Raw genomic sequence first — 18931 nt, 5'->3', positions numbered from 1 at the left:
GGCTTTTTTTTAGGGAATATTGTTTTGATTACAAATTAGTTTGAACCAAATTTGACCTAAAGTTTGATGAGGTACAACCATCGTGCTTTTCATCCATGTCCCATACGATTGTCTATGAAGAAAATCCTTTCCGCTTTTTTTCTACTTTTTATTACCTGCCTTAGTGCACAGACCAAAATCGAAGGTGTGGTTACGGATGAGACCGGTGAGCCGATTGCCTTTGCCAACATTATTTTTGTAAACTCTTCCGAAGGAACCATCACGAACGACAATGGTCGCTTTTATATGGAATCGGACGAAACCTACGGAGCTATCAAGGTGTCCTTTATCGGCTATGAGACCAAAGAAGTGGTCTTGGAGCAGAAGGTAAATTATGGGATGGAAATCGTGCTTATGGAATCTGCCGAACAGCTTCAAGAAGTCGTTGTGTACACGGGCAAGCAATCCAAAAAAAACAACCCTGCCATTGATATTCTCCGGAAAATATGGGCAAAAAAGAGGGAGAATGGTGTGCGCAAGTTCAAACAGTACCAATACGATAAGTACGAGAAAATAGAGTTCGACCTCAATACCATCGATAGTGCCTTGATCAAAAGTAAACTGTTCAAGGGACTGGAATTTATGTTCGAGGATTTGGATACCTCTCGAATCACAGGAAAGACGTATTTGCCCATTTTCTTGAACGAAACTTTTTCAAAGGTTTACGGCGATAACGAAATGGAAAGGGAGAAGGAAGATGTACTGGGGAACAAAAATTCTGGTTTTAGTGGTAATCAGGCCATAACTGCCTTTGTGGAAGACCTCTATTCCGATTACAATATCTACGACAACTACCTCAAGTTTTTTGATAAGAGCTTTACCAGTCCCTTATCCAGAACGGGCATCGATGTCTACAACTATGTCCTTTCGGATAGTACCTTTATCGATAACAAATGGTGCTACAATATTATTTACTATCCCAGGAGAAAGAATGAACTCACCTTTAAGGGCGACTTTTGGGTGAACGACACCACCTTCGCCATCAAAAAAATCAATCTGCAGGTCACCAAAAGTGCCAATATTAACTGGGTGAAGGAAATTTATATTGAACAGGATTTTGAGGTGGTCAGTGATTCGGTCTTTTTATTGAAGCGGGATTACATGCTGAGCGACTTCAGCTTTTCCAAAAAAGAAGAGTCCCGAGGCGTGTATGGAAAGCGTACCACCGTTTTTGACAATTATACGTTTAATAATCCCCGTCCCGAAGCATTTTACAAAGCCTTTGCCGACCCTTACGACCCAAGGGTATTCTCGCAGGACAGCATTTTTTGGAAAAATGCGCGACTGGAAAGTCTTAACGATGATGAATCGGGAATCTTTACCTTGCTCGATACCCTCAAGACCGTTCCCAAGTTCCGCACCTATTACGATATTGTGAGTATTTTGGGGTCAGGATATGTGGAAATCGATAAGTGGAACATCGATATCGGAGACATTTATAGCACCTTCGGTTACAATGATGCCGAAGGAATTCGTCTGCGTGCCGGGGCCCGTACGTATTTTGGTCAGAACGATCTTTGGCGTTTGGAAGGATACATGGCCTATGGCTTCAATGATAGAAAGTTCAAACACGGGTTTGGGGGCAAGTTTCTGCTGGATCGAAAAAACCGATTGATAGTTTCAGGGGGCAACCGAAGGGATATTGAACAACTGGGCATTAGTCTGACCAGTACCAATGATGTGATGGGTAGGAGCATAGCCTCATCCTCTTTGGTTACTGTAGGGGCCAACGACCGTTTGACGAACATTAACCTTTCTACACTGAATGTAGAGATGGAGCCTGTAAAAAACTTTAGGATCAACGTGGGTGGATCTTTTCGTACGCTAAGTTCCGCACTGCCCGAAGCTTTCAGTCTGGATTATGTTGACCCAGGCTCGCCTACTGGAATATCGTCCGAAGTGAAACAATTCGATTTGAATACCACCTTGATCTATACTCCAGGAAAACGAACTATCGGCTATGGTGTGGAGCGGGCGGATATCAATGACAATTATAGCACTCTGGTACTTAAATATACCAAAGGTGTTGACGGCTTTCTGGAAAGTGATTTTGACTACGAAAAAATACAGTTCTCCTACCAACAACCGTGGCAAATCGGTGGTTTTGGTAGGTTGACGAGCAGCGTGGAACTGGGCAAGACCTTTGGTGAGGTGCCCTTGTCCCTATTGAGTGTGATACCTGGTAACCAAACCTTGTTTTCACTGTACAACGTGTTTCCCAACCTCGATTTTTATGAATTTGTGACAGATACCTACGCCACTGTGCACTTGGAGCATAATTTTAATGGAAGGTTGTTCTCAAGAATCCCCTTATTGCGAAAGTTCAATCTGAGGGAGATTGTTGGGCTTAGGGGTGCTTGGGGGCAATTGTCCGACGAAAATGTTGCCTTGAGCGCACCCACCAATATTCCATTGATTGCGCCGGATGACCAGATTTATTGGGAATACTCTTTCGGCGTGGGGAACATCTTTAAAATACTCCGTATCGACTTTAACTTTAGGGGGAATTACCTCGATAATCCAGATGCAAGAGCTTTTGGGATAACCGGAACCTTCGGATTTAGCTTTTAATTGGCAGGAAACCCTCAATTTATGCGGTCTATTCCACTTATACTGGTTATTTTTGCGCCATAAATTTATTATTGACATGGCTAAAACACCACGTGTTACCTTCGATGTACTGGTAGAAATACCCAAAGGAAGCAGAAACAAGTACGAATACGATTTTACCCTTAACAAAATTAGATTTGACCGGACCCTATTCTCCTCGATGATGTATCCAGGTGATTACGGATTTATACCGGAGACCCTGGCCTTGGATGGCGACCCGCTTGATGTACTGGTACTTTGTACCGAGCCTACCTATCCTATGGTGGTGGTGGAAGTAAAGCCTGTTGGCGTTTTCCATATGACCGATGAGAAAGGTCCCGATGAAAAAATTATATGTGTTCCCGTTTCCGACCCTATTTGGAGCAAAAGAGACGATATCAGTGAACTGAACCCACACCGATTGAAAGAGATTGAACACTTCTTCCAAGTGTACAAAGATTTGGAAGAGAAAAAAGTTGATACCGGTGGATGGGGAGACGTAAACGAAGCCGTTCAAATTTACCACGAATGTGTAAAACGCTACGAAGAAAGCGACCACAAAAAAAGACGGGCCTATACCATATAGATAACCCAAATATAATTTTTAAAAAATGCGCTTTTAATAATCAAAGGCGCATTTTTTTTATTACTTCGTATTTTACTACTTTAGCGAGCATTAAAAAATTCTAAATGATCTAACCTATGGATTTAATCGTAAAATTTTTGCCCGTATTTGGTGTCTTGGCCCTTCTATATGTGTTCATAAAGAACGTATGGATTTCCAAACAAGAGGTCGGGGACGAAAAAATGGCAAGGATTGCCAAGAACATTGCCGATGGCGCAATGTCATTCTTAAAGGCCGAATATAAAATACTCAGCATCTTCGTGGTCTGTGTGGCCGTTCTATTGTATTTTAAAGGAAGCAATGAAACTGGTTCCAATGGAATGGTGGCCATTTCCTTTATCGTAGGAGCCATTTGCTCCGCCTTGGCAGGATTCATTGGTATGAAGGTAGCGACCAAGGCCAATGTAAGAACTACCAATGCTGCAAGGACATCTTTGGGCAAAGCCCTCGAAGTAGCCTTTGCTGGAGGTGCCGTTATGGGCCTAGGGGTTGTAGGACTTGGTGTTCTAGGCTTGAGCGGACTCTTTATGATTTACAGCGGACAAGGATGGGAAATCGCAGAAGTACTCAATGTACTTTCTGGCTTCTCCCTTGGAGCATCTTCTATTGCGCTTTTTGCCCGTGTGGGCGGAGGTATTTATACCAAGGCTGCCGACGTAGGAGCGGATTTGGTTGGAAAAGTTGAAGCAGGAATTCCAGAGGATCACCCGTTGAACCCTGCTACCATTGCCGATAACGTGGGAGACAACGTAGGTGATGTGGCCGGAATGGGAGCCGATCTTTTTGAATCATACGTAGGGTCCATTATCGGAACCATGGTTTTGGGAGCTGTTTTTGCAGGTCTACCCGAATTTCAAGCGGCTTTTGACGGTCTTGGTGCCGTGTATTTGCCTTTGGCATTGGCAGCGGTGGGAATCATCATGTCCATCATCGGAACCTTTTTTGTTCGAGTGAAAGATGGCGGAAATCCACAAACAGCATTGAATATTGGTGAATTTGGTTCTGCAGGCTTAATGCTGGTAGCTTCCTATTTTATAATCAATGCTATGCTCCCTGAAACATGGGTTGAAGGTGGAAAAGAATTCACTTCCATGGGCGTTTTCTGGGCGACCATTGCAGGTCTCGTGGCCGGATTGTTGGTTGGAAAAGTAACCGAATATTATACAGGAACAGGAACTAAACCTGTGAACTCCATTGTGCGTCAATCCGAGACAGGTTCTGCCACAAACATTATCGCTGGACTTGGCGTGGGAATGATGTCCACCGCCATTCCAATCTTATTGATTGCGGCCGCTATTTTGGTATCGCACTATTTTGCTGGATTGTATGGTATTGCCATTGCAGCAGTAGGAATGTTGGCCAACACAGGAATCCAGTTGGCTGTTGATGCTTACGGACCCATTTCAGATAACGCAGGAGGTATCGCCGAAATGGCCGAACTCCCCAGCGAAGTTCGTGAGAGAACGGATAAATTGGATGCCGTTGGTAACACCACGGCAGCTATCGGTAAAGGTTTTGCTATTGCTTCCGCCGCACTGACGGCATTGGCTCTATTTGCTGCCTTTATGAAAACTGCAGGGGTGCAATCCATCGACGTGTCCAGACCCGATATTATGGCTGGATTATTGATTGGGGGAATGCTTCCTTTTGTATTCTCAGCACTGTCCATGAATGCCGTAGGTAGGGCTGCTATGTCCATGATCGAGGAAGTGCGTCGCCAGTTCAAGGATATTCCAGAACTAAAGGCCGCTTTAGAAGTCATGAGAAAATACGATGCCGATCTCTCCAAAGCGACCAAAGAGGATAGGGAAATTTTTGAGGCCGCAGATGGCAAAGCTGAGTATGAAAAATGTGTGGCCATCTCAACACAGGCATCTATCAAAGAAATGGTATTGCCCGGATTGTTGGCCATAGCCGTACCCGTAGCGGTCGGATTTATTGGAGGAGCCGAAATGCTCGGTGGCTTGTTGGCCGGTGTAACCACAGCAGGTGTATTGATGGCCATCTTCCAGTCCAACGCAGGTGGAGCATGGGACAACGCCAAAAAGACTATCGAAAGTGAAGGCCGTAAAGGTAGCGATGCCCACAAGGCAGCCGTAGTAGGGGATACCGTTGGAGATCCTTTTAAGGATACTTCAGGTCCTTCCCTGAACATTCTACTTAAATTAATGTCCGTAGTGGCATTGGTAATCGCCCCGAGTTTGGTAAGCCTTGCGCCGGCAGACGAAGTGAGCATGTTGAAGGAAGATGGAACCATGATTACCATTACCGAAGAGGGGATGAAAGAATCCAAGATGGTAGAAAAGCAAATTCGTGTAGAGGTGAGCAACACCGCTGACGGAGGGTACAAAGCAGTGGTTACTTCAAGTTCCAATGAAAATGGAGAAACAATGAAGGAAACCAAGGAGTTTACTGCCGATACCAAAGAAGCATTGGATAAAAAAATTGAAGCGTATAAGAGTGCCGAGGCAAAGGATTAGCTCTCGCTTAACCGCAAAGCTGGAAAAACCACGCCAATTGGCGTGGTTTTTTTATTTTTTATAGAAGCTAAGGGAGCGTGGGAAATCTAATAGATCTATTTATTAATTCAATCTAAAGGTGATGGGAATGGAGTAGGGTACTTTAACAGGTGTACCTCTTTGTTTTCCAGGTTGCAGCTTCGGCAATTTGGAGATGATGCGCGCAGCTTCTTTTTCCAGGCTCTCATGTGGACCTCGAAGGCGAACATCGCCAATGCTCCCATCTTTCTGTACCGTAAAAATGACATTTACGCGACCTTCCAGTCCCAATTCTCGGGCGACTTCAGGATACCGGAAGTTCTTACGGATATGCTTTAACATTTGTTCCTGAAAGCATGCCCTTTTTTCCTTTTCGGTCCTTTCGTTTTCGCAACCGGGAAAAATGGGTGCGTTTTCAATCAGGATAAACGGAATCTCATCAGGAATATCATCCTCTACCACATCAATGGATTCAATATCGGAAATTTCCGTGTCCTGATCTACGTCGTTCGCCTCAATAACCGTTTCTTCCACTTTTTCATCATCCTCTGCAATTTCAATTTTTGGGGGACTTTGGATTTTGGGCTGTGGTGGGTCTGGCAGTTTCAACTTCAAGAAAGGGGTTTCCTCGATCAGGTCTTCATTTACTTTTACGGCCCCTACGTCCCAGGTATTCTCCGAGTAATAGGTTTTCCAGTTCAGGGCCAAATAGGCCATTAACAGTACAAATGTCATACCCATAAAAAAGTAGAGCATGCTGTTTCGTTTTACATCAAGGTGCGGATTCTTTTTCGGTTCCATAATTTTCAAAGTTTTGGCCAGGGGGCCAGTTAATAGCAGTGGGACAATCCCAATCCTAAACTAGCTTGAAAAATGACGGAAGTAAATCGGTAATGAGTGTATGGTGCTTTTGATTGAGTGAAATGGAAAAATGGTCTGGATATGGTATCCAAACACTTCCTTGATGGAATTTGGGAAGGCGTTGCTTTGGTCTTTACATATAGATTATTCGAACAATCCGTGAATCTCACCATCGATGCGGTTGATGACCTCCCCTAAGTCTTCAGGATTGTCCACAAAATTGATATTGTCCACATCAAAAATAAGCAGCTTGCCCTTTTCGTACGTATTTATCCATGCCTCGTAACGCTCGTTCAAACGGCTGAGGTAATCAATGGAAATGGAATTTTCATATTCCCGTCCGCGTTTATGGATTTGGTTCACTAGATTGGGAATGGTGCTTCGCAAGTATATTAAAAGATCGGGCGGTTGCACCAAACTTTCCATCAACTCAAAGAGACCTTTGTAATTTTCATAATCCCTATTGGTCATCAAACCCATGGCATGCAGGTTGGGTGCAAAAATATGGGCATCCTCATAGATGGTTCGGTCTTGGATAACGCTCTTACCACTTTCCCTGATTTTTAGGATTTGACGGTACCTACTGTTCAAAAAGTAAATTTGAAGATTAAAGCTCCAACGCTCCATCTGGGTATAAAAGTCATCCAAATAAGGATTATCCACCACATCCTCAAAATGGGCCTCCCACTTGTAATGTTTTGCAAGTAAATTGGTCAACGTCGTTTTTCCGGCCCCAATGTTGCCTGCCACAGCAATATGCATATGATGTGAATATTTTTTAGTTGTTGGTATGAGGGAAATCTAATCGCCGCAATATACAAAGTTAATCCGCTTATCGAAAATAAACTGGTTCAAACGGGCGATGTTGGATTAGGTGCGAACAAAGTTTTAAAATAAGCGGTAAATACGTACTTTTGCCCCTCAAAACGAGGAAAGATTTGACTGATTGCAACCTCGATTGCCCAAAAAGGGCGAGTAAAAATGCTAAAGCAGTTCGCGCTGGCTTCGGTTGGTGCCCCTTCTTCAAGGTTAAGAACTTCTTCGCACTTTGGTCAAATCTTTACATTTTTTAAAAAATTGGAAATGGCGTATTTATTTACATCAGAATCTGTTAGTGAAGGACATCCCGATAAGATTGCAGATCAAATCAGTGATGCTTTATTGGATAATTTTTTGGCCTTTGACCCTGAAAGTAAGGTAGCCTGCGAAACCATGGTGACCACAGGGCAGGTTGTTCTGGCCGGTGAAGTCAAGAGCCATACCTATGTGGACCTACAGAGTATTGCCAGGGAGGTGATCAACAAAATAGGCTACACCAAAGGTGAATACAAGTTTAGTGGAGACTCTTGTGGTGTGATTTCTTTGATTCACGAACAGTCACAGGACATTAACCAAGGTGTGGACCGCGGTACCAAAGAGGAGCAGGGGGCAGGTGATCAAGGTATGATGTTCGGCTACGCTACCACTGAAACGGCCAATTATATGCCTTTGGCGTTGGATATCTCACACAAAATATTGGAGGTTTTGGCCGATTTAAGAAGGGAAGGAACCCGAATTCCTTATTTAAGACCTGATGCCAAAGCCCAGGTGACCATTGAATATTCTGATGACAATGTTCCCCAACGTATCGATACGATCGTGGTTTCAACGCAACATGATGAATTTGATGGGGATGAAGCTATGTTGGCCAAAATCAAGCAGGATATTGTGAATATTTTGATTCCGGAGGTGAAACAACTCATGCCGGAAAGCATCCAGAAACTGTTCAACGACGATATCAAATACCACATCAATCCAACCGGAAAGTTCGTAATCGGAGGACCCCATGGTGATGCGGGTCTTACCGGAAGGAAAATCATTGTGGACACTTACGGCGGTAAAGGGGCCCATGGAGGTGGTGCCTTTAGCGGAAAAGACCCGAGCAAGGTGGATAGGAGTGCGGCCTATGCTGCACGGCACATGGCCAAAAACTTGGTGGCCGCAGGGGTTGCAGGTGAAATTTTGGTGCAAGTGAGCTATGCTATTGGAGTGGTGGAACCAACCTCTATTTTTATAGATACCTACAACTCTTCCAATGTGAAAATGAGTGATGGTGAAATAGCCAAAAAAGCATCTGAACTTTTTGATATGCGTCCATTCGCCATTGAGGAACGCTTGAAACTTCGTAATCCTATTTATTTGGAGACAGCGGCCTATGGGCATATGGGCAAAGAACCTAAAATGGTAAACAAGGTTTTTGAATCCCCCTATAACGGCCGTATTGAAAAGGAAGTGGAACTTTTCACTTGGGAAAAATTGGATATGGTGGATAAGGTAAAGGAAACCTTTGGCCTTTGATCCATCAACATCAATAAAAGAAAAAGGGAGCTTTTGGGCTCCTTTTTTTATTGGCATACTCTCCCGAACTTTAGTAGCTTTAGCCTATCAAAAATTAAACGTATGAGAAGTTCGTTCAGAATCCTGTTCCTTGGAATGTTAGTGTTGTTTGTTGCCGTTGGTTGTAAAAAGACCGTCAAAACGCAAACCGAAACGGTAGATACCTATGTTGCTGATAACTACACCAAAAAAGAGGTTGACATTGAGATGAGGGACGGGGTAAAACTGCACACGACCATTTATTCCCCAAAGGATACTTCCAAAAAGTACCCCATTATCATGCAACGTACCCCCTACAGTTCCAGACCCTACGGCGAAGACAATTTTAGGACGAAAATCGGTCCCAATGAGCATTTGATGAAAGAGGGAAACATTATCGTTTACCAAGATGTAAGAGGACGATGGCTGAGCGAAGGCCATTATGTAAATATGAGGGCCTACATTCCCAATAAAACTTCGAATGATCAAGTGGATGAGAGCACGGATACTTACGATACCATCGAATGGTTGGTAAACAATGTGGAGAACAATAACGGCAATGTGGGTGTTTGGGGGATTTCCTATCCCGGTTATTACGCCACCTACGCTACTGTGGATGCCCATCCAGCCTTAAAGGCCGCTTCACCCCAAGCTTGTATCGGTGACTTCTTTTTTGATGATTTTCACCATAATGGCGCTTATTTGTTGAGCTATTTTAGGGCGACTTCACTCTTTGGTACACCACGACCCAATGGGGATGCGCCCATCGATACGGCATGGTACACCTTACCCAGTTTACCCACGGAAGACCAATATCAGTTCTTTTTGGATGCCGGGCCGCTCAAAAACTTGGATTACTTTTTTGAATATGAAACGGCGGATACCCCAACGATGCGTCCAGAAGGCGTAACCGATGATTTCTTTTGGAACGAACTTAAAGAGCATCCGAACTATGATGAGATGTGGCAGAGTAGGGGATTGATTCAACATTTAAAGAACGTAAAAAGCAGCGTCGCCACTATGGTTGTAGGCGGTTGGTTTGATGCCGAGGACCTCTACGGGCCGTTGGAAACCTATAAGAACATTGAAAAATACAACGAGGACAATTATAACACCATGGTGTTTGGTCCATGGGATCACGGAGCTTGGGCGCGGGACAAGGTGCGAAATACCGTGGGCAACTATTATTTTGGTGACTCGATTTCATTGTTTTACCAAAGGGAAATTGAGACCAAGTTTTTCAATCACTTTTTAAAAGGAGAGGGAGACAAGGATTCAGGTTTACCGGAAGCTTATGTGTTCGATTCAGGTAAAAAGGAATGGAAGAAATATGATACTTGGCCGCCAGAGAATGCCACCAAACAGACCATGTATCTCTCAGACAACCAAGAACTCACCTCAGAACCGAAGGAAATCAAGGGAATCCAGTTTATCAGCGATGTCAAGAAGCCCGTTCCGTACTCCGAAGATGTAAAAACGGTGTTTACCCCACGTAAATACATGACGGACGATCAGCGTTTTGCGGCCCGTCGTTCCGATGTGTTGGTTTTTGAAACCGATGTCATGGACGAAGACTTTACTTTGGCAGGAGATATTATGGCCAAATTGAAAGTGGCAACAACGGGGACTGCTGCCGATTGGATTGTAAAGGTCATTGATGTGCACCCACCGGATGCCGAGACCAATGAGGAAATGCAGGACCACCTGAAACTGAGCAATTACCATTTAATGGTAAGGAGCGAGGTGCTTCGTGGAAGGTTCCGAAACAGCTTTTCCGACCCGGAGCCCTTTACACCCAATCAAAAAACAGATGTAAACATTAAGCTTCAGGATGTGTTCCATACCATCAAAAAGGGACACAAATTGCAGATTCAAGTGCAGAGCACCTGGTTCCCACTGATTGATTTAAATCCACAAACGTATGTGGACAATATCTTTAAGGCGGACGAATCCGATTTCAAGACACAGACCCATACCGTATTTACCGATTCCAATATTGAGTTTACGGTGTTGAAATAGAAAAAAATAAAAGCTATTGGTAAGGTCGATTTTTGAAAATTTCCCAAAAGATTAGGAAAATCGGCCTTTCCATCAGTATATTTGTCCACGAAGTTCAAATATGTATTGTAAGTTATCAAGAAAGGTGGAGGGAATAGACCCTTTGAAGCCTTAGCAACCCTTGACGCTTGTCGAGAAGGTGCTACATTCTATCCCACAGGGAATAGATAACATCACGGGTAGTTTCTGCCATCTTTTCTTATAACCTTATTTTTTAGTAATCATCGGCCCATGGGGCCTATCACCTTTTTGTATGGATTTAAGGCATTTGGCCATATCGGATTTTAAAACAACAAGTGGTTCTGTTCAGGACATACAATTGTCATATCAGGTTTTTGGAAAACCCTTGCACACTGCACCGATTGTTTTGGTGAATCATGCACTCACCGGCAATTCCAATGTGGCAGGAAAAGATGGATGGTGGTCCGATTTGATCGGGGATGGAAAATGTATCGGCACAGAGAAATACACCATTTTGTCATTTAACATTCCGGGCAACGGCTTCGATGGTTTTGTGATTGACAACTACAAGGATTTTGTCGCTGCCGATATTGCAAGGATATTCCTATGGGGATTGGAACAATTAAAGATTGAGAAATTGTTCGTAATTATCGGTGGTTCCCTTGGTGGAGGTATTGCCTGGGAAATGGCAGCCCTCAACCCAAACATCACAGAACATTTGATTCCAGTGGCATCCGATTGGAAATCCACGGATTGGCTAATTGCCAATTGTCAGATTCAGGAACAATTTTTGGTAAATTCCAAACAGCCAGTTCATGACGCGCGCATGCATGCAATGCTATGTTACCGTACACCGGAATCGTTCAAAGAACGATTTAAGCGAAGTACCAATGAAGAGCTACAGGTGTTCAATGTGGAATCTTGGTTGATGCACCACGGTAAAAAGTTGCAGGAGCGTTTTCAATTGTCCGCCTACAAGTTGATGAACCAATTGTTGAAGTCCATCGATATAACCCGAAATGGTGAAGAAGCCTTTAGGGCATTGCAGGAGAGCGATACCAAAATCCATATTGTCGGGGTCAATTCCGATTTATTTTTCACCGCTGAAGAAAACAAGGAAACCTTTAAGCGATTGGCCCAGGCCAATACCAATGTGACCTACGGTGAGGTGCAATCCGTTCATGGACATGATGCCTTTTTGATGGAGTTTGAACAGTTGGAAAAATTGTTGGAGACCGTTTTCCAAAAGAATACGGAGCGTATCAAAATTTTGAAATTTGGCGGGAAATCGTTGGCCAACGGTGAGGGGATAGACCGAGTGTTGAACATCATTCGTAAACGACATGAAGGTGAGGAGCATTTTGCAGTAGTGGTTTCCGCTCGAGGCAAAGCTACGGACCAGCTGGAGAGTTTGTTGGAAAAAGCGGCCAAAGGGGCCGATTTCCAGACAGACCTTAAAAAGTTTGCCGACTATCAAAAGAACAATTTCGATGGCGTGGATCTTGGCGAAGAGCTGGCCACCATTGAGAAAATATTAAATGGAGTCTCCTTAACGGGTGATTACAGCTTAAAGACCAAGGATGAGGTCTTGTCTTTCGGCGAATTGTTATCCGCCAAATATGTAACCGCTGCGCTCAATGCAAAGGGATTAAAGGCAAAGCTTTTTGATTCCAGAGAGTTGATAACCACGGATGATAACTATAGCAATGCAGAGGTGGACCAAGGTGCATCCAAGGAAAATGTGCTTCGCTATTTCCACGAACTGGAAAAGGGAACCATTCCCATCATTACTGGATTTATAGGTTCCAACCGCGATGGTTCCACAACAACCTTGGGCAGAAACGGAAGCAACTATTCCGCTGCCTTGTTGGCCAACTTTTTGGATGCTGGCGAGTTGATCAATTACACCCATGTGGACGGAATTTTTACCGCCAACCCTGATTTGGTACAGGATGCCCGATTAATCGATGTGATTTCCTATGGAGAAGCCAACGAGTTGGCAAACTTCGGGGCAAACATTTTGCACGCCAAAACCATTATCCCCCTTATTGAAAAAAATATACCCTTGCGAATTTGCAACACCTTTAATGATGACAATCAAGGGACATTAATTGGTCCTAAGACCGACAATGGGGGGATCAAATCCCTTTCTGTGCTGGACCATATGGCGCTTATCAATTTGGAGGGTAGGGGACTGCTCGGTAAAGTTGGGGTGGACATGCGGATTTTTAGAGCCTTGGGTCAAAATGGGATTAGCGTTGGTATCGTGTCACAAGGGTCGTCCGAGCGTGGAATTGGTTTAGTGGTCGATGCCTCTAAAGCGGATAAGGCCAAAAAAGTACTCGATTTGGAGTTCGAAACCGATTATTCCTCCCAGGATATCAACCAAATCTCCGTGGTCAAGGATGTTTCGGTGATTTCCATTGTAGGAATGGACCTGAGCAGTTTCCATAAGCCCTTCAACGCCTTGGCCAAAAACCAGATTATTCCGTTGTTGTTCAATAATACCGTTACAGGCAAGAATGTGAGCATGGTGGTCAAAAAGTCCGACTTGAACAAGGCTATCAATGTCATTCACGGACAGATTTTTGGCATCGCCAAGAAAATCAATCTGGCATTGTTCGGACACGGCAATGTTGGAGGAACCCTGATAGGTCAAATATTGGATTCTAAGAAAAATATTGAAGAACGGAAAAGCATTGACCTAAAGGTGTTTGCCGTAGCCAATTCCAAGAAGGTGCTTTTGGATGCTTCGGGAGTGGGTTTGGATTGGAAGGAACGTTTGGAAAAAGAGGGGCAACCCTATCAGCTGGAAGACATTACGGCCTTTGCCAAAAAGCACCACCTGGAAAACCTGATTGCGGTGGACAATACGGCAAGCAAGACTTTTGTGGAACATTACGAACCTTTGATAGCCCATGGTTTTGATTTGGTCTCTTCGAACAAAATCGCCAATACCTTAAGTTTTGAGACATACAGGTCCATTCGACGTTGCTTGGACAAAAATCAAAAGCAATACCTCTACGAAACCAATGTGGGAGCGGGATTACCATTGATAGATACCATCAAGCTATTGCATTTATCGGGGGAAAACATTACACGAATCAAAGGGGTGTTTTCAGGGTCCTTGAGTTATATTTTTAACACCTTTTCTGAGAAGGATGTTTCTTTTTCTGAAATTGTAAGGGAGGCCATGGAAAGTGGCTTTACCGAACCCGACCCAAGGGAAGATTTATCTGGTAATGATGTGGGTCGCAAATTGTTGATCTTGGCCAGAGAGTTAGATCTTCAAAATGAGTTTTCCGATATTGGTGTGCAAAACCTGATTCCTGAAGAGCTTCAAACCTTGGATTTTGACCAGTTTATGGAACGGATAGGCCAGATGGACCGTATCTACAAAGACATCAAAGAAAACCAAGAAAAAGGTCACGTGCTTCGCTACATAGGGGATTTACATGGCGATTTGCAACAGGACAAGGGTATTTTAGACGTAAAATTGGTGTCCGTTCCTAAAGAAAGTGCATTGGGGCAGGTAAAGGGTTCTGATTCCATCATTGAAATTTATACGGAATCCTATGGAGAGCAGCCCTTAGTGATTCAAGGCGCTGGTGCTGGAGCTGCGGTGACAGCGAGAGGCGTCTTTGGCGATATTTTACGAATAGCGGAGAAAGTGTAGTTTGGATCTTGGGTATAATTTTTTTGGGAATATGTGTTTGCTCCTAGTGAACTAACATTATCGGAACGGTGGCTGAGCGTAGTCGAAGCCATACTATAGAAATGAAAGGATACGTCTACATATTGGAGTGCTCAGATGGAAGTTACTACACAGGAAGTACTATTGATTTGGATAAACGGTTAAAGGAACATCAAGATGGCCGTGGTGCCAATCATACCAAAAAGAGGTTGCCTGTAGAGCTGTTATATGTTGAAGAGTATTTAAATATTGCGACGGCATTTGAACGGGAAAAGCAGATTCAAGGATGGTCAAGAGCAAAAAAAGAAGCATTGATAAATGGAGAATGTAACCTCCTCCGTAATTTGTCCAAATGCACGAATGAGACAAACTTTAAATATTATAAGGAAAAGCAATAAGTGGTTTCGACTACGCTCAACCACCCAAATACAAGTAGGTTGGAAAGATTAACTTAGTCCAACCAGCAAAAAACAGTACAACATGAAAGACAAAAAATTCGAGACAAAAGCCATACGGACACAAATGGAGCGAAGTCAAAATTTGGAGCATTCCAGCCCTATTTATATGACTTCCAGCTTTGTTTTTGAAGATGCAGAGGATATGCGTGCGTCTTTTGCAGAGGAGAAAGAACGCAATATTTACTCCCGATACTCCAATCCTAACTCCTCTGAGTTGATCGATAGGGTGTGCCAAATGGAAGGTGCCGAAAATGGCTTTGCCTACGCCTCTGGAATGGCGGCTGTTTTTAGCACCTTGGCGGCTTTGTTGGATGCAGGGGATCACGTGGTGTCGTCCAAAAGTATTTTTGGCTCTACCCATACCCTGTTCACTCAGTTTTTCCCTAAATGGAACATCGAAAGCAGTTATTTTGATGCCAATAATCTTTCGGAAATCGAAGGGTTGATACGGCCAAACACCAAGATTCTTTATGCAGAAACACCGACCAACCCTGGGGTGGATGTGCTGGATTTGGAAGAATTGTCTCGAATCGCTAAAAAGCACAACCTCATTTTTGTTGTGGATAATTGCTTTGCGACCCCCTACTTACAACAACCGATAAAATTTGGAGCAGACCTGGTCATTCACTCTGGCACCAAATTGATGGACGGTCAGGGAAGGGTTTTGGCAGGCATCACCGTGGGTAGTGGAACATTAATGGACAAGGTATACCGCTTTTCCCGGATAACCGGTCCCGCATTGTCACCTTTTAACGCCTGGGTGCTTTCCAGAAGTTTGGAAACTCTGGCCATTCGGGTGGACAGGCATTGCGAAAATGCCCTGAAACTTGCCTCGTATTTGGAAGGCCATGAAAAAATCGAATGGGTGAAATATCCATTTTTGAAGTCGCACCCCAAATACGAAATTGCTAAAAAACAGATGAAGGCAGGCGGCTGCGTAGTTGCCTTTGAAGTGAAGGGAGGCCTCGAAGCTGGTCGAAAATTTTTCGATAGCATTCAATTGTTGTCCCTGTCCGCTAATTTGGGGGATGCCCGAAGTATCGTAACACATCCCGCATCGACCACGCACAGTAAACTGACCACCGAAGAGCGCAATGCTGTAGGTATTTCGGATGGCATGGTGCGCATATCGGTAGGATTGGAGCATATTGATGATATCATAGCTGATATTGAGCAGGCGTTGGGCTGATTTTTCCATGATCCAGTTTTTAAGAGAGGATTGTTAATTTTCCCTATCTTCGTGTGATGCTCTCCAAGAAGACAAAATACGGACTCAAGGCACTTACCTATCTTGCAAAAGTTGAAGGAAGGGAACCTGTGCAGATTGCCGAAATTGCCAAGTGCGAGAACATTTCCCAAAAATTCTTGGAAAGTATTTTGCTTACGCTGCGAAGAAATGGACTGTTGGGCTCCAAAAAAGGAAAGGGTGGCGGATACTATTTGATCAAAGATCCCAAAGAAATCCACATGACCACAGTGATGCGCGTTTTGGAAGGACCAATAGCCATGGTACCCTGCGTAAGCCTGAATTTCTACGAAAAATGTGAAGATTGTCCCGATGAAGAAGAGTGTTCCGTTCATAAACTGATGCTTCAAGTGCGAGACAGTGCACTGGACGTGTATCGCAATAACTCCCTTGCCGATCTACTCTGATAAGTTGCTTATCAATCTATTTTATTGAGTTCGAAATCCTTAAAATTCCTTATTTATTTTAGATAATCTACTAAAACTATAGGATAAAAGTAAATTTATGATTGATTTTGCTTTTTGTTCCCAAAATATAATTTACTTTTGAAATCCCTACCAATTAAGTAGGGTAATAAAGGAGCGAAAATGATAACCGATCAATTGATTTTAAAAAGTGATAAACAGCAAAGCACGTACACCAAGGATAGTGCTTCTGAAAGCCCAAAACGAAGTATAGCAAAATCCATTAGCTGGCGTATCGTAGGCACTTTGGATACCATCATCATTTCATGGATCGTTACGGGTACTTTAAGTCTGGCATTTTCAATTGGTTTGGTGGAACTGGTCACCAAAATGGTGCTTTATTTTTTTCATGAACGAATTTGGAACTCCATCAAGTGGGGTAAATAAAATGTAAGGCAATGGCATTGACACAAGAAGAAATACAGAATTTGAACCGTCAATTTAAGGGCATTCCACCAGAGGAAATCATCTCATGGGCCATTAACCATGGAAAAACATCTGTGGTCACCACCAATTTTAGGCCCTACGAAGTCGCTATCCTCCACGCGGTTACCGAAGTAGATTCCAGTATTCCGGTAATTTGGTGCGATACGGGGTACAATACCCCCCAAACCTATAAACATGCAGAAGAGTTGATTGCCAGATTGGGCCTCAACATCAAATTGTATGTACCCAAACAAACGAGCGCCCATAGAGACGCTGTTATGGGTATCCCACAGATAGACAATCCATTGCACCAAGAATTTACGGAGCAGGTAAAGCTGGAACCCTTCCGAAGAGCGATGGAAGAGCATAAACCTGATGTATGGTTCACTAACCTGCGCAAAGGCCAGACCGCCCACCGCGATTCGTTGGATGTATTGAGTTTGAGTAAAGATGGTGTGCTGAAAGTAAGTCCATTTTATCATTGGAGCGATACCCAATTGGATGCTTACCTAAAAGCGCGCCAGTTGCCCAACGAGCACAAATATTTTGACCCTACAAAAGTTTTGGCCAACCGTGAATGCGGTTTGCACACTTAATAAAAGTATGAATTGTCACCTCGAGCCTGCCTTTGTCAGCAGAAAGGCGCAGTCGAGAGGTTAAAACAGAAATAAGCTTTGAGTACACTCACAGAAGAAATTAAAAGACCAGAGCTCTTGAACGGAGTTGATAGGCCAAGCGCCAACGCGCTGGAGCACGAAGCCATTTACATCATGCGCGAGGTCGCCGCACAGTTTGAAAAACCTGTGCTGTTGTTTTCAGGAGGAAAGGATTCCATCACCTTGGTGCGTTTGGCGCAAAAAGCATTCTGGCCCGCCAAAATTCCATTCCCTTTGATGCATATCGATACGGGCCACAACTTTCCCGAAACCATTGAGTTTAGGGATAGGTTAGTAGAGGAATTGGGTGTGGAATTGATAGTTCGCAATGTTCAGGATTCCATCGACGAAGGAAAAGTGGTGGAGGAAACTGGAAAGTACGCCAGCAGGAACATGCTTCAAACAACAACTTTGTTGGATGCCATCGAGGAATTTAAGTTTGATGCCTGTATCGGTGGCGCCCGCAGGGACGAAGAAAAAGCTAGGGCCAAGGAACGGATTTTTTCGGTCCGTGACGATTTTGGCCAATGGGACGAGAAAAATCAGCGCCCCGAGCTCTTCGATATGCTCAATGGGCAAATCGAAATGGGACAAAACGTTCGTGTGTTCCCGATCAGCAACTGGACCGAACTTGATGTTTGGAGCTATATCCAAAAAGAAAATATCGAAATACCCTCCATTTATTTCGCTCATAAACGCAAGACCTTCCTTCGGGACGGACTGATTTGGTCCGCCGAAGACGAGGTTGTTTTTAGGGCAGAAGACGAAAAGGTGGAAGAGCGGATGGTGCGCTTTAGAACCGTTGGTGATATGAGCTGTACCGCAGCTGTGGAATCGCATGCCGATACCATAGACAAGGTGGTCGCTGAAATCAGGAATTCCAGAATCTCGGAGCGGGGCGCCCGAATCGATGATAAGCGTTCCGAAGCCGCTATGGAAAAGCGGAAACAACAAGGGTATTTCTAAAAAAAAATAAGTCGATTTCACCTTTGGTGGAAAAC

14 protein-coding genes and 1 riboswitch are annotated in these 18931 nt (G+C 43.9%); of the genes, 12 read left to right on the top strand and 2 right to left on the bottom strand.

What is annotated here, in order from left to right:
* Window positions 1–114 precede the first annotated feature (114 nt).
* The 3 genes from EO130_RS09070 to EO130_RS09060 all read left to right on the top strand — a co-directional run bounded on the left by EO130_RS09070 (window position 115) and on the right by EO130_RS09060 (window position 5733).
* Window positions 115–2610: a DUF5686 family protein gene (locus tag EO130_RS09070; RefSeq protein WP_127141195.1), complete on the top strand. Its 2496-nt coding sequence runs from the start codon at window positions 115–117 to the stop codon at window positions 2608–2610.
* Between the two features lie 76 nt (window positions 2611–2686).
* Window positions 2687–3214 (top strand): inorganic diphosphatase, encoded by a 528-nt coding sequence (locus tag EO130_RS09065; protein ID WP_127141194.1) that lies wholly within the window; start codon window positions 2687–2689, stop codon window positions 3212–3214.
* A gap of 116 nt (window positions 3215–3330) precedes the next feature.
* Window positions 3331–5733, top strand: coding sequence for a sodium-translocating pyrophosphatase (locus EO130_RS09060; RefSeq protein ID WP_127141193.1), 2403 nt, complete (start codon window positions 3331–3333; stop codon window positions 5731–5733).
* 102 nt (window positions 5734–5835) lie between these two features.
* Here the strand turns inward: EO130_RS09060 and EO130_RS09055 are convergent, their stop codons facing one another.
* Together EO130_RS09055 and EO130_RS09050 are read right to left on the bottom strand one after the other, a co-directional pair.
* The gene (locus EO130_RS09055; RefSeq protein WP_127141192.1) at window positions 5836–6552 is read right to left on the bottom strand and encodes an energy transducer TonB; all 717 of its coding nucleotides are present in this window, start codon (window positions 6550–6552) and stop codon (window positions 5836–5838) included.
* A gap of 204 nt (window positions 6553–6756) precedes the next feature.
* Window positions 6757–7374: a deoxynucleoside kinase gene (locus tag EO130_RS09050; protein ID WP_127141191.1), complete on the bottom strand. Its 618-nt coding sequence runs from the start codon at window positions 7372–7374 to the stop codon at window positions 6757–6759.
* A gap of 321 nt (window positions 7375–7695) precedes the next feature.
* Between EO130_RS09050 and metK the strand changes: the two genes are divergently transcribed.
* The 9 genes from metK (at window position 7696) to cysD (ending at window position 18896) form a co-directional block, all read left to right on the top strand.
* On the top strand, window positions 7696–8949 hold the full coding sequence (gene metK, locus EO130_RS09045) for a methionine adenosyltransferase (RefSeq protein WP_127141190.1): 1254 nt from the start codon (window positions 7696–7698) through the stop codon (window positions 8947–8949).
* Between the two features lie 102 nt (window positions 8950–9051).
* Complete coding sequence (locus tag EO130_RS09040) at window positions 9052–10986, top strand: CocE/NonD family hydrolase (protein WP_127141189.1); 1935 nt, start codon at window positions 9052–9054, stop codon at window positions 10984–10986.
* Between the two features lie 109 nt (window positions 10987–11095).
* Window positions 11096–11199: riboswitch (SAM riboswitch) on the top strand.
* A gap of 79 nt (window positions 11200–11278) precedes the next feature.
* The gene (gene thrA / locus EO130_RS09035) at window positions 11279–14662 is read left to right on the top strand and encodes a bifunctional aspartate kinase/homoserine dehydrogenase I (protein WP_127141188.1); all 3384 of its coding nucleotides are present in this window, start codon (window positions 11279–11281) and stop codon (window positions 14660–14662) included.
* 101 nt (window positions 14663–14763) lie between these two features.
* Window positions 14764–15078, top strand: a complete 315-nt coding sequence (locus EO130_RS09030; RefSeq protein ID WP_127141187.1) for a GIY-YIG nuclease family protein — start codon at window positions 14764–14766, stop codon at window positions 15076–15078.
* Between the two features lie 82 nt (window positions 15079–15160).
* A complete protein-coding gene (locus tag EO130_RS09025) occupies window positions 15161–16327 on the top strand; it encodes a trans-sulfuration enzyme family protein (protein WP_127141186.1) in 1167 nt (388 codons plus the stop codon).
* Window positions 16328–16383: 56 nt separating this feature from the next.
* Window positions 16384–16791 (top strand): RrF2 family transcriptional regulator, encoded by a 408-nt coding sequence (locus tag EO130_RS09020; protein WP_127141185.1) that lies wholly within the window; start codon window positions 16384–16386, stop codon window positions 16789–16791.
* 180 nt (window positions 16792–16971) lie between these two features.
* The gene (locus tag EO130_RS09015) at window positions 16972–17235 is read left to right on the top strand and encodes a DUF2061 domain-containing protein (protein ID WP_127141184.1); all 264 of its coding nucleotides are present in this window, start codon (window positions 16972–16974) and stop codon (window positions 17233–17235) included.
* Between the two features lie 11 nt (window positions 17236–17246).
* Complete coding sequence (locus EO130_RS09010; RefSeq protein ID WP_127141183.1) at window positions 17247–17870, top strand: phosphoadenosine phosphosulfate reductase domain-containing protein; 624 nt, start codon at window positions 17247–17249, stop codon at window positions 17868–17870.
* Between the two features lie 117 nt (window positions 17871–17987).
* Entirely contained in the window at window positions 17988–18896 is a 909-nt protein-coding gene (cysD, locus tag EO130_RS09005) for a sulfate adenylyltransferase subunit CysD (RefSeq protein ID WP_262707326.1), read from the top strand.
* Window positions 18897–18931: the final 35 nt, after the last annotated feature.

It is taken from the genome of Flagellimonas marinaquae (assembly GCF_003992675.1).
Taxonomy (GTDB): Bacteria; Bacteroidota; Bacteroidia; order Flavobacteriales; family Flavobacteriaceae; genus Flagellimonas; species Flagellimonas marinaquae.
The sequence above is the reverse complement of the archived record's forward strand: the minus strand, read 5'-3'. Positions and strand labels throughout refer to the sequence as shown.

Bases quoted from the DNA above. Each gene is read 5' to 3' on its own strand.
- EO130_RS09010 (WP_127141183.1), top strand. From the start codon at position 17,247: ATGGCATTGACACAAGAAGAAATACAGAATTTGAACCGTCAATTTAAG.
- EO130_RS09070 (WP_127141195.1), top strand. From the start codon at position 115: ATGAAGAAAATCCTTTCCGCTTTTTTTCTACTTTTTATTACCTGCCTT.
- EO130_RS09030 (WP_127141187.1), top strand. From the start codon at position 14,764: ATGAAAGGATACGTCTACATATTGGAGTGCTCAGATGGAAGTTACTAC.
- metK (WP_127141190.1), top strand. From the start codon at position 7,696: ATGGCGTATTTATTTACATCAGAATCTGTTAGTGAAGGACATCCCGAT.
- EO130_RS09065 (WP_127141194.1), top strand. From the start codon at position 2,687: ATGGCTAAAACACCACGTGTTACCTTCGATGTACTGGTAGAAATACCC.
- thrA (WP_127141188.1), top strand. From the start codon at position 11,279: ATGGATTTAAGGCATTTGGCCATATCGGATTTTAAAACAACAAGTGGT.
- EO130_RS09015 (WP_127141184.1), top strand. From the start codon at position 16,972: ATGATAACCGATCAATTGATTTTAAAAAGTGATAAACAGCAAAGCACG.
- EO130_RS09025 (WP_127141186.1), top strand. From the start codon at position 15,161: ATGAAAGACAAAAAATTCGAGACAAAAGCCATACGGACACAAATGGAG.
- EO130_RS09040 (WP_127141189.1), top strand. From the start codon at position 9,052: ATGAGAAGTTCGTTCAGAATCCTGTTCCTTGGAATGTTAGTGTTGTTT.
- EO130_RS09050 (WP_127141191.1), bottom strand. From the start codon at position 7,374: ATGCATATTGCTGTGGCAGGCAACATTGGGGCCGGAAAAACGACGTTG.
- EO130_RS09060 (WP_127141193.1), top strand. From the start codon at position 3,331: ATGGATTTAATCGTAAAATTTTTGCCCGTATTTGGTGTCTTGGCCCTT.
- EO130_RS09055 (WP_127141192.1), bottom strand. From the start codon at position 6,552: ATGGAACCGAAAAAGAATCCGCACCTTGATGTAAAACGAAACAGCATG.
- EO130_RS09020 (WP_127141185.1), top strand. From the start codon at position 16,384: ATGCTCTCCAAGAAGACAAAATACGGACTCAAGGCACTTACCTATCTT.